At 41.9% G+C, this 10,584-nt stretch carries 8 protein-coding genes and 1 tRNA gene; 3 read left to right on the forward strand and 6 right to left on the reverse strand.

Going from position 1 to position 10,584, the window contains the following annotated elements:
- Nucleotides 1–144 precede the first annotated feature (144 nt).
- The 3 genes from AB5123_RS12990 to AB5123_RS13000 all read right to left on the reverse strand — a co-directional run bounded on the left by AB5123_RS12990 (nucleotide 145) and on the right by AB5123_RS13000 (nucleotide 4,385).
- A complete protein-coding gene (locus AB5123_RS12990) occupies nucleotides 145–528 on the reverse strand; it encodes a hypothetical protein (protein ID WP_368364919.1) in 384 nt (127 codons plus the stop codon).
- A 1,143-nt stretch (nucleotides 529–1,671) separates the two neighbouring features.
- Entirely contained in the window at nucleotides 1,672–3,159 is a 1,488-nt protein-coding gene (locus AB5123_RS12995; RefSeq protein WP_368364920.1) for an alpha-amylase family glycosyl hydrolase, read from the reverse strand.
- Nucleotides 3,160–3,194: 35 nt separating this feature from the next.
- Nucleotides 3,195–4,385, reverse strand: a complete 1,191-nt coding sequence (locus tag AB5123_RS13000) for an ATP-binding protein (protein ID WP_117856367.1) — start codon at nucleotides 4,383–4,385, stop codon at nucleotides 3,195–3,197.
- Between the two features lie 215 nt (nucleotides 4,386–4,600).
- Here AB5123_RS13000 and AB5123_RS13005 point away from each other — a divergent pair, with 215 nt between their 5' ends.
- From AB5123_RS13005 to AB5123_RS13015, 3 genes are all read left to right on the forward strand, one after another.
- Entirely contained in the window at nucleotides 4,601–5,707 is a 1,107-nt protein-coding gene (locus AB5123_RS13005; protein WP_181982501.1) for an SGNH/GDSL hydrolase family protein, read from the forward strand.
- Nucleotides 5,708–5,805: 98 nt separating this feature from the next.
- Complete coding sequence (locus tag AB5123_RS13010; protein WP_022286722.1) at nucleotides 5,806–6,177, forward strand: zinc-ribbon domain-containing protein; 372 nt, start codon at nucleotides 5,806–5,808, stop codon at nucleotides 6,175–6,177.
- A 184-nt stretch (nucleotides 6,178–6,361) separates the two neighbouring features.
- Nucleotides 6,362–6,437, forward strand: a tRNA-Lys gene (locus tag AB5123_RS13015).
- A 208-nt stretch (nucleotides 6,438–6,645) separates the two neighbouring features.
- Here the strand turns inward: AB5123_RS13015 and eno are convergent.
- The 3 genes from eno to AB5123_RS13030 form a co-directional block, all read right to left on the reverse strand.
- Complete coding sequence (eno, locus tag AB5123_RS13020; protein ID WP_117927404.1) at nucleotides 6,646–7,941, reverse strand: phosphopyruvate hydratase; 1,296 nt, start codon at nucleotides 7,939–7,941, stop codon at nucleotides 6,646–6,648.
- Nucleotides 7,942–8,354: 413 nt separating this feature from the next.
- A complete protein-coding gene (locus AB5123_RS13025; RefSeq protein ID WP_368364921.1) occupies nucleotides 8,355–9,062 on the reverse strand; it encodes a 2-C-methyl-D-erythritol 4-phosphate cytidylyltransferase in 708 nt (235 codons plus the stop codon).
- Between the two features lie 71 nt (nucleotides 9,063–9,133).
- Nucleotides 9,134–10,279, reverse strand: coding sequence for a ribose-phosphate pyrophosphokinase (locus tag AB5123_RS13030; RefSeq protein ID WP_256321565.1), 1,146 nt, complete (start codon nucleotides 10,277–10,279; stop codon nucleotides 9,134–9,136).
- Between the last annotated feature and the right edge of the window lie 305 nt (nucleotides 10,280–10,584).

Below are 10,584 nucleotides of genomic sequence, written 5' to 3' on the forward strand. Positions count from 1 at the left end.
ACAAAAAAAGACTGCTGTCTTGCTTTTTGGCAAGATCGCAGCCTTTTTTCTTGGGGACTTTTTTTACAGCCCCTTTTGTTATACATGAACACACATTGTTTACTTTTGCCCATTTGTACACTTGTGTACACTCATACTCATTATCTATTCACTCAAATTAACATTTACGTTAATCCAATCCTTGCCGTCACGTTCCATAGTGACAGTATAGTATAATCTGCCCTTAACACCAAAACTATTTTCAGCGTCCACATAAGATGATACAGTGTAGCTATCATCATGATGTGTAATAAAGTTTTTATCATACATTGGATAATCTGCCGTGGCAGGGGCTTTTAACTGTTTATTTACATAGAATTTAGCTGCTGTGTAAGCTTCTTGGCTGTAGTCTTTGTTATCATCTAAACAAATTGTAATTATTTTGACAATAAAGATTATTATTCCAAGTGCTGTTAATATAAGAACAAAGACAATTTTAAGTGGGAGATGCCCTTGTTCTTGCTGTATTGTAATATTGTTTTCTTCCATTGTTTATCCTCCTTTTATTTCAAAACTATAAAATATGATTGTTAGGTCTTTAAATCAATCATTGATGATAATGGGGAAAGAAATATCAGCATATTAGGAAAGACTATTGCTGATTGGAAAAAGGGCAGTTCCGAAAAAATAACTCTAATTCCCGCTAATGAAGTGGCGAATATTCGTCAGTTTAATAACCTTTTAGCACAGGGTAAATCGGTAGCCGAAGCCGAGTCAATAGCTTTAAAGGGTTGTTCTGAAACAACTCTCAATGTTGCTAGAAGTGCTAATGGTGCAGCGGTATCAGAAGAAATACTGTCTGCTTCCTTAAAGGGTGTTGCAACTTCTTCTAAGCTTGCTGCCGCTGGCATGAAAGTATTATCAACAATTGGTAATATGGCTTTTGGACTAGGATTGTCTTTCTTGCTTGATGGTATTATAACACTTTTTGATAATATTGTCAATGGTGCAGATAATGCAAAAGAAAGTTTAGCTCAGTTCACAAGTAGTTTCTCTGACTCTATTGACAAATTAGATGAAGAAAACAAGTCAGTAAACGAATTAGTAAATCGTTATGTAACTTTGGTTGCGACAACAGATGACTTGTCAACTGTTAAGGACGATTTGAATACTATTCAGGACAACTTAATTGACAAGTACGGTAATGAAGCTAAGAGCCTTGACTTGCTTAATGGCAAAATGTCTGAAAATATTAAGAAAATCAAAGAGTGGAAAAAAGAAAAGGCTGAGAGTGAACTTTATCAAGAGTCGGATATTACTGATCCTGATGATAGTGATAGAAAGCTGAGTGTTAAAGAAGCCTATGATTTAGCACAAAAGAAATTAAAAGAGGGAAGCTCTTTTAACAAGGGTCTTTTTACTACTGATTACGGTGGCAAAGGGCAAGCCTATGTATCAGACGGTCTATTTAGTGGCTATAATTCTAATGCTGACATCAACAAGGTCGGCTCTCGTGGTTATGGTGATTGGTACAGTTACAAGAATGACATTGAACCAATTCTCAAAAAGTATAATAACGTTGGTATAAGCACTAATGCTTATAGTAATTTACTTTTCGCAGGTACAATGCAAGAACGTATTGATACCATGCAAAAGGTTTATGATGAATTATCCGAGAAATGGGCAAACATTTCAAAAGACGATAATCGTAACAAGTGGTTGGCTGATTTGCAAAAAGAAATTGCTACCACAACAGAGGAATATGATAAACTTTCTAATGCCGTTGATAAATACAACGAAATTCAGAAAACACTTGAAAACTATATATCCGCTTGACAAAAACTCTATCTCGCCCCTGCTTTGCAGTGCAGGATTTTTCTGCCTGAAGCTTATAAGCCCTTTGACTTCGCTTCTAAGTGATGTGCTGTCCTTGGATTGGCTTTCAGCGTCAGGTCTGTCTTTACTGCTGTCCAGCGGTACATAGAGCATTTCAGCCTTAGCTGATGAGAAGCCTGCATTAAGCCCCTTGTTCCACTGCATAGGCGAACGTGAGCCAGTTCTGCCATAGCCACCCTCAACTGATGTCAGATTCTCCACATATCTCATGCCTATTTCGTCACCATAGTAGATAAACGGTGCGCCCGGCATTGTGAGCAGGAAAGCAAATGCAACACGCATTTCGTCTGTATCAAGGGTTCTTGCAAGTCTGTCCATATCGTGGTTGCCTGACGGGATACAGATAAGACCCTTGCCGTCTGTCTTGGCATAATTGGTTTTGTATGCTTCAACAAATTCTTTAGCCGTACCCTTGCCACGCTTTGAGAAATAAGGCTCTTCACAGCGGAAAAGGTCATTATAATGTGACGGACCAAAGTGCAACAGAAAGTCCATATGGAAGCCACCAATTATTGACTTGTCAGGTTCTCCCCACTCTGATACCATAGCGGCATATGGGAACTCCTTATCAAGAAATTCTCTTACGTTTTGCCAAAGTGCGATAGTGCCTTTGCCGTTCTCGTCATTCTTTACAAGAGAGCCTGCCATATCCACTCTGAAACCGTCTGCACCGGCACTAAGCCAGAAACGCATTATATCCTTGAGAGCCTCAAGTGTAGCTCTCGGACCCTCGTCATTCATAGACTGCTGCCACTTTTTATCAGGATCAGGCTTATAATATCCGTAGTTAAGTGCAGGCTGATGTGAGAAGAAATTCACGGCACATGAGCCGTCCCTGTCGGAGATACCACGGATACTAGCCATGCCGTCAGGCTCTACCCATATGCTGTCTGTCCACACATAGCGATCTGTGAACTCGTTCCTCTCGGCTTTCATTGATTCCTTGAACCACTTGTGAGTAACGGCAGTATGACCAGGTACAAGGTCGAGGAGGACGTGCATACCACGCTTGTGAGCTTCATTAAAAAGCTCAACCAAGTCCTCGTTAGTGCCATAACGTGGAGCGACTGTGTAATAGTCCTCAACGTCATAGCCTGCATCGCCAAAAGGTGATTTGAAGCATGGGTTTATCCAAATAGCGTTACACCCCAGCTCGCAGATATAGTCAAGCTTTTCTGTAATACCTTTGATATCACCGATACCGTCTGAGTTTGTGTCATTGAACGATTGTGGATAGATCTCGTAGAAAACTGCGTTGTCAAGCCACTGTGGCTGCTTTGTCATGATAATTCCTCCTGAATATCGTCAGAATATATTTATTAGTCTTCCATGCCCTTCATGTATTCCACGAACTGCTTTGCAACTCTCGGTGAACGTCCTGCTCTTGAAAGCGCATAAGCCTCAGCCTTTTGAAGCACCTCATCAATAGGAGTTTTAAGCTCGTATTGCTTTGCAAGCTTCTCAACTACATCAAGGTAGATCTTCTTGTCAGGCTTCTGATATGTGACAGTAAGTCCAAAACGGTCTGACAGTGAAAGAAGCTCCTGCATAGTGTCTTTGAAGTGTATCTCGTCACCCTCTCGTGAGGAGAACGTCTCGTGTACAAGATGTCTTCTGTTTGAGGTAGCATAAATGCAGAGATTGTCCGCAGTTGATGAAACGCTTCCTTCGAGGATAGCTTTCAGTGCCGCAAAATCATCATCGTCCTCTGTGAATGAAAGGTCGTCTATGAAGATAATGAACTTCAATGGATTTTTGCTTACCGTTTCTACAATGGCTGGTATCTCATGGAGCTGTTTCTTTTTAAGCTCGATAAGTCTGAGACCCTTGCAGGCATATTCGTTTGCTATAGCCTTGACAGTTGAGGACTTGCCTGTTCCGCAGTCACCATAAAGCAGAACGTTGTTGGCAGGCTTGCCTTTCAAAAGCGCAAGAGTGTTGTTTATGACCTCCTGACGCTCACGTTCGTAATTGTGCAGGTCGGAAAGCTTTATATCATCAGGATATTCAACCGGAACTATCTTGCCGTCTTTTATGACAAATACATGATACTGTGAGTAAATGCCATATCCGTACTGGCCAATAGCGTGTATCCTGTCGGCATATATCTGCGAGAAGTCAAGCTTTTGTGTAGCATATCTCGGCAGAAAGCCGTCATAGTCTATCTTTGAGATTATCTCGTCACTTGGTATCTGTGAAAGTTCCTCGATAACGGCAAGCTCGTTTGCAAGACATTCCTCCAAAAGCGCACCTGTCTCCTTGCCTTCTCCCTTTTTAAGCATAAAAAGGTTTTCATTTTCAAGAACCAGTTTGAGCATATATTCTGTAAGATTATCCGAATATGCAAAAAGCTCAGCCACAAAATCTGAGTATTTTTCTATAGCCATGTCGCTGTCAGATTCGCATACAGCAAGTGTGTCAAGTAGCTTTTCAAAGACAGGAACTTCATGTAAGCTCTTGAATATTACTAATGTGTGTGCCTGACGGCAGAGTGCCTTAAAATCGTGCATTATGAACACTTCTTTCTTCATATTTTATATTTATTCTTTATTATACAACATTTCATTACTTTTCGTCAACATCTACATTGCACGATTTTAACAAAAAACATTACCGCTTTTTGTAGCTTAAAGCAAAATATTTTTGCCCGTTATGATTTACTTTTGTTTTGAAAAATGCTATAATACTATAATAGACCATTATAGAAATAAAAGGAGAAATGGATATGACGGACAAAAACGTATCTATCATGAATATCGGCAGTATGGGTTATCTTCCACAGGTATTCAAAAAGATAGAGAATGAAAAAAAGCTTAACATTGTTTATTTGGGTGGCTCGATAACAATGGGCTGTAATGCTACAAAGACTGAGTTAAGATATGTTGACCGCAGTGCAAAATGGTGGCAGACGAATTTTCCTGACGCTGAGATAAGCTACTTCAATGCTGGTATTGGTGCAACTACCTCGCAGTTTGGGGTGGCAAGAGTGCAGGAACACGTCCTTGACAAACAGCCAGACCTTGTTTTCGTTGAGTTTTCGGTAAACGACAGCAGTTCGCCCCTATTTATGGAAACATACGAGAGCCTTGTAAGACGTCTGCTGAAAGCTGAGAGCGTCAAGGCAGTTGTGCTTATAAACAATCTTTTTTACGATACAGGCACAAATGCACAGGGTATACATAACGCTATCGGTCTGCACTATGACCTGCCTATCGTCAGTGTAAGAAACTACATTTTCCCTGAGATACAGCTTGGAAACGTTTGCCTTGCAGACTACACAGCGGATATGCTCCACCCTACAGACCTAGGTCACAAGATGATAGCTGATCTTATCTGCAATCTGCTTGATACAGAATATTCATACTATAAGAAGCTCGGCGCAGAGAAGAAGCCTTCACTTCCTGAGCCATTTACAGCAAGCAGATATGAGGACGCACAGCGTTTTCAGAACTATAGCTGTTCGCCCGTTATGGAGGGCTTTGAGCCTGATACTCATGCGGCAGAGCAGTGGAGCGATCCATTCAAGGGTGGTTGGATAGCTCACAAGCAGGGAAGTTGTATTAAATTCAACGTTAGTGGAAGTATTATAATGCTGCAATACAGAAAGACTATCAACAAGCCTGCACCTGTTGCATATGCTGTCATAGACGGTGACAGGCAAAACAAAGTTCTTCTTGACGCAAACTTTGACGAGGATTGGGGAGACCTTTGCTGTCTTGAGGAGATATACAGCGGAGCAAAGGGAGAACACACTGTTGAGATAGTTATTGACACAGAGGGTAAAGAAAATAGCGATTTTATGCTTATTTCTGTCATTACAGCAAACAAATAGAAACGTAAATAAGTGAAAAATTTTACTCGAATCTATTGACTTTATGACATAACGATTGTATAATAAATATATATTATTAAATTAGGAGGCATTCTCTAATGAACGATTTTTTCAAAATTGCTGACAAGTACCTCAAGCCGGTAACTACTGGTGCAGGTGTTGTTCTGGGTCTTGCAGTTACATATGCAGCAGGAAGCTATCTTTCAGGTATGAGCAAGCTGTATGGCGGTTTCTACACATTCATGTATGTACTGTTCTGGATAGCATTTGTTCTTCTTGTTATCTGCGGCATCTATGCACTTTTCAAGAAGTATGCAGGTTCTGTTCCACAGCAGAACGCTCCACAGCAGACATATGCACAGCCACAGGCTCAGGCCGCACCACAGGGTGAAAAGTTCTGCCCTACTTGCGGAGGTAAAGTTCCGGCTGGAAATCAGTTCTGCCCTAACTGCGGCAACAAGATAAACTAATCTTAAAGTTTTGCAGATAAAACGCCCTTGATTTTCAGGGGCGTTTTTTTGTTAGAAAACGCATAAAAGTATGCTAAATGGGGGATAAATATGTGCAGTTTGGAAAAAGTGAAAAAATTCTCGAAAACCTCTTGACAAATGGGTGGAAAATTGGTATAATAATTAAGTCGTTGCAGGACGATATGAGTTATTAGCTCAGTTGGCAGAGCATTTGACTTTTAATCAAAGGGTCCGGGGTTCGAATCCCCGATAGCTCACCACTAGGGAAATATCCTTAGTCAAGATCACGCCTTACTTTGTTAGGGCGTGATTTTTTTATGTCTGTTATATGTGATGATAAAATGGACAAGCAAGTGGTGATGAGCGGGCGACCTCAGATCGCCCCTGCACTGCATTATACAACAAAAAAAGCAGCCCCTGTGGACTGCTTTTTTCGAGCGTATAGCTTGATCCTTATACGACAAAAAACTATCTGGTTACGTTAAATGCGCCCATTTGTGGATAAACAGCGCTTTCGCCAAGTTCTTCCTCAATTCTGAGAAGCTGATTGTATTTTGCGACACGCTCACTTCTGCTTGGTGCGCCTGTCTTTATCTGGCAAGTGTTGAGAGCAACTGCAAGGTCAGCGATAGTTGTGTCTGCTGTTTCACCTGAACGGTGTGAAGAAATCGCAGTGTAGCCTGCCTTATGAGCCATTTTGATAGCTTCAAGTGTTTCAGAAACTGAGCCTATCTGATTGAGCTTGATAAGGATAGAGTTGCCACAGCCAAGGCTGATGCCCTTTGCAAGTCTTTCTGTATTTGTTACGAACAGATCGTCGCCAACGAGCTGCACCTTGCCGCCAAGCTCCTTAGTGAGAAGCTGCCAGCCCTCCCAGTCCTCTTCGTCGAGAGCGTCCTCGATAGAGATGATAGGGTATTTTTCAACGAGTTTCTTCCAGTGTTCGATAAGCTCGGCAGAAGTAAACTTTGTGCCGGCCTTTGGAAGAACGTACTCGCCCTTCTTTGAGCCTTTCCACTCGCTTGAGGCAGCGTCCATTGCTATCATGAAGTCCTTACCCGGCTCATAACCTGCGTTCTTCACAGCTTCGAGTATATACTGGATAGCCTCTTCATCGCTTGCAAGGTCAGGAGCGAAGCCACCCTCGTCGCCTACAGAAGTAGCAAGTCCCTTTGATTTAAGCAGGGCAGCCAGAGCGTGGAAAACCTCAGCGCACCAGCGGAGTGCTTCCTTAAAGCTTGGAGCGCCAACAGGCATTATCATAAATTCCTGAACGTCAACAGTGTTTGCAGCATGAGCGCCACCGTTAAGAATGTTCATCATAGGAACAGGAAGTCTGTTTCCTGAAATGCCACCGAGAAATCTGTAGAGAGGGATATCAAGAGAGATAGAAGCAGCTCTTGCAGCAGCGATAGAAACAGCGAGGATAGCGTTAGCACCGAGCTTTGACTTATCCTTAGTGCCGTCAGCCTTTATCATAGCCTTATCAACGGCATAGATGTCAGAAGCGTCAAGACCGCAGACAGCGTCATTGATAGCAGTGTTGATGTTCTCAACTGCCTTTGTTACGCCCTTTCCGCCATATCTGCCCTTATCACCGTCACGAAGCTCAAGGGCCTCAAACTCGCCTGTTGACGCACCGCTTGGTGCAGTGCCTCTGCCCACTGTTCCGTCTGCAAGATATACCTCAGCTTCAACAGTTGGGTTTCCTCTGGAATCCAGAATTTCACGTCCGATTACTTTTACGATCTCAAGATAGTTCATAATATAAGCTCCTTTTTAATATTATGCAGACTACCCGAACGCACCACCATTCGGGCTGATGACATTTCGCTCTTGTCATCATAGAGAAGTCTGCATGATCTATTCTCACGAGGTTAGTAGCTACTAACCACATTTATTTTACCATGCGTGAAGCCGTATGTCAATCTTAGTTAGTCATATCTAATATATTTTATAGGTATGCACAAAAGGTGTACTGCCTGCAGGCATGGCTATTGACTTTTTGAACAACAGATAAGCTTTGCGAAACTTTTCGTTTGTTATTATTGACAAGCTTTGTGAGAATATTCGTTTTGGGCATGATCTTATTTATGCTGAAAACCGCACAAAGTATGGTAGGGTATAGAAAAAAAGCGGTGCAGAGATTGTTCTCCAACACCGCCTTGATTTATTTCTCATTTCTCACTTAACTTTGCAAGTGCATTCGCCATTCTTAGATCGCTATCTGTGGTTATCTTGAAATTCAATGCGTCCCCAACGACAAGGTATATATCCTCATTACAAGCTGTAAACACAGAACAAGTATCCGTCAGCTTTTTATTTTGCTCCTCGCTAAGCGAATAATAATTCCTCCTCAGATCCCCAAGTCTGAAAGTTTGCGGAGTTTGCGCCTGATAAAGCTCGCTTCTGTTAAGCGTTTCCTTGACCTTTTCGCCGTCTGATTTTATTATGGTATCAACCGCAGGCATATAAGTTCCGCAGGCTGAATGTTCCCTCATCGCCTCGATATTGTCCTTTATTATCTTCTCCGTCACAAATGGTCTTACAGCGTCATGGGTGAGTATTATGTCCCCATCATTCTTACCATGTTCAGCGACTATTGCTTCAGCTATGTTCATTACAGTGCCGTTTCTGTCAGCTCCGCCGTCTATAACTCTTACACGCTCTTTGTCTATCCCGAAGCGTTCAAAAAGCTCGTTAGTGTATTCGTGCCAGTCAGGTTTTATGCCCACATAAACCATATCTATCTCTTCCACTGTAAGAAAAGCCCTCACAGTTCTGACTATAACAGGCACTCCGCCTATCTCTATAAACTGCTTTGGTATAACCGCACTTTTTACCCTAGAGCCACAGCCACCTGCAACTATCCCTGCAAATATCATTTTATCTTCTCCTCATATAAAAAAAGTTCGGGACAGCCGTCCGCCCCGAACTTTATCGTTGTGTATTGAATTTACTTTATGCCGTATTTTTTCAGCAGAGCTTCGATCTTTGTGTGTGGGTCGATGACCTGTGAGATAGACTTGTCATGATTGAGTGATGCAATGAAGTAAGCAATGTACTTAGAGCAGTCTACCTCATAGAACCATGGGCTTGAAAGTAGCTCAGGAGTTCTGTATGTGAGGTTTGTGCCGAATACACCGTCGATGATGCCGTCAGCATAAGCCTTGTTGAATGATTCAAGACCATTTGTGAAAATTGGATAAGTAGCATAGCAGTAGATCTTGTTAGCTTTACGCTTTTTAAGCTCTACAGCGATATCCAGCATCGACTCGCCTGATGAGATGATATCGTCGGCAATGAAAACGTCCTTGCCGGCAACGTCATTACCCATGTATTCGTGAGCAACGATAGGGTTTCTTCCGTCGATGATAGTTGAGTAATCTCTTCTCTTGTAGAACATACCAAGGTTTACGCCCAGAACAGACGCATAGTACATATTTCTGTTGATAGCACCCTCGTCAGGGGAGATTATCATGAAGTGATCCTTGTCAGGTCTGAAATCTGAAAGGTTTTTAAACATTGCCTTGAGAACCTGATAGGAAGGGATTATGTTGTCAAGACCCATGAGTGGAACAGCATTCTGTACTCTTGGGTCGTGAGCGTCAAAAGTAAGGATATTTGAAACGCCCATAGACTGAAGCTCCTGAAGAGCAACTGCACAGTCAAGAGATTCTCTGTAGTTTCTTCTGTGCTGTCTGCCGCCGTAAAGGGAAGGCATGATGATGTTTATTCTGTGAGCCTTACCGCCTGCAGCCTGGATTATTCTTTTAAGATCCTGATAATGATCGTCAGGCGACATACTGTTTTCCCTGCCGAAATAGTTGTATGTGCAGCTATAGTTTCCTACGTCGCAGAGAATGAAAAGATCGTCGCCTCTGATAGATGACTTGATAAGGCCCTTGCCGTCGCCGGAAGAAAATCTAGGACAAACAGCCTCAACAAGGAAAGTATCCTTAACAAATTCGTTTTCATTAGCCCATTTTGTAAGATAACCATCTACCTTCTTGCCAAGCTCGGAAGCGCCTGCCATAGCAATAAGACCAAGCGGTGCAACTCTTGAGTCATTGTCGAACAATACATTGTCAGCATTACCCATTATTATCATATCCTCCAATACTAATTGTTGTCTGACCTCAGGTCAGTACGAAACATACCAATATACATATATTATACTTTATAAATCCCGATTTTACAATAGCTTTTTTGCAAATAATAAATTTTTCTCACTTTTCACAAAAAACACACTGTTACTGCGGCACATTTAGACACAAAAATCAAGTAAACGTTTGCTGACCGCACGACAGGTAAACTTTTTTTGCATATATAAAAAATGTAGGTTTGTCAATCATATTGGACACTATTATTAAGAAATTCGATAGGCGAAAACCATTTGAGGGGACG

The sequence above is a fragment of the Ruminococcus sp. RTP21204st1_B2_RTP21204_210225 genome (assembly GCF_040914135.1).
Lineage (GTDB): Bacteria > Bacillota > Clostridia > Oscillospirales > Ruminococcaceae > Hominimerdicola > Hominimerdicola aceti.

Bases quoted from the DNA above. Each gene is read 5' to 3' on its own strand.
- AB5123_RS12990 (WP_368364919.1), bottom strand. From the start codon at position 528: ATGGAAGAAAACAATATTACAATACAGCAAGAACAAGGGCATCTCCCA.
- AB5123_RS12995 (WP_368364920.1), bottom strand. From the start codon at position 3,159: ATGACAAAGCAGCCACAGTGGCTTGACAACGCAGTTTTCTACGAGATC.
- AB5123_RS13000 (WP_117856367.1), bottom strand. From the start codon at position 4,385: ATGCACGATTTTAAGGCACTCTGCCGTCAGGCACACACATTAGTAATA.
- AB5123_RS13005 (WP_181982501.1), top strand. From the start codon at position 4,601: ATGACGGACAAAAACGTATCTATCATGAATATCGGCAGTATGGGTTAT.
- AB5123_RS13010 (WP_022286722.1), top strand. From the start codon at position 5,806: ATGAACGATTTTTTCAAAATTGCTGACAAGTACCTCAAGCCGGTAACT.
- eno (WP_117927404.1), bottom strand. From the start codon at position 7,941: ATGAACTATCTTGAGATCGTAAAAGTAATCGGACGTGAAATTCTGGAT.
- AB5123_RS13025 (WP_368364921.1), bottom strand. From the start codon at position 9,062: ATGATATTTGCAGGGATAGTTGCAGGTGGCTGTGGCTCTAGGGTAAAA.
- AB5123_RS13030 (WP_256321565.1), bottom strand. From the start codon at position 10,279: ATGGGTAATGCTGACAATGTATTGTTCGACAATGACTCAAGAGTTGCA.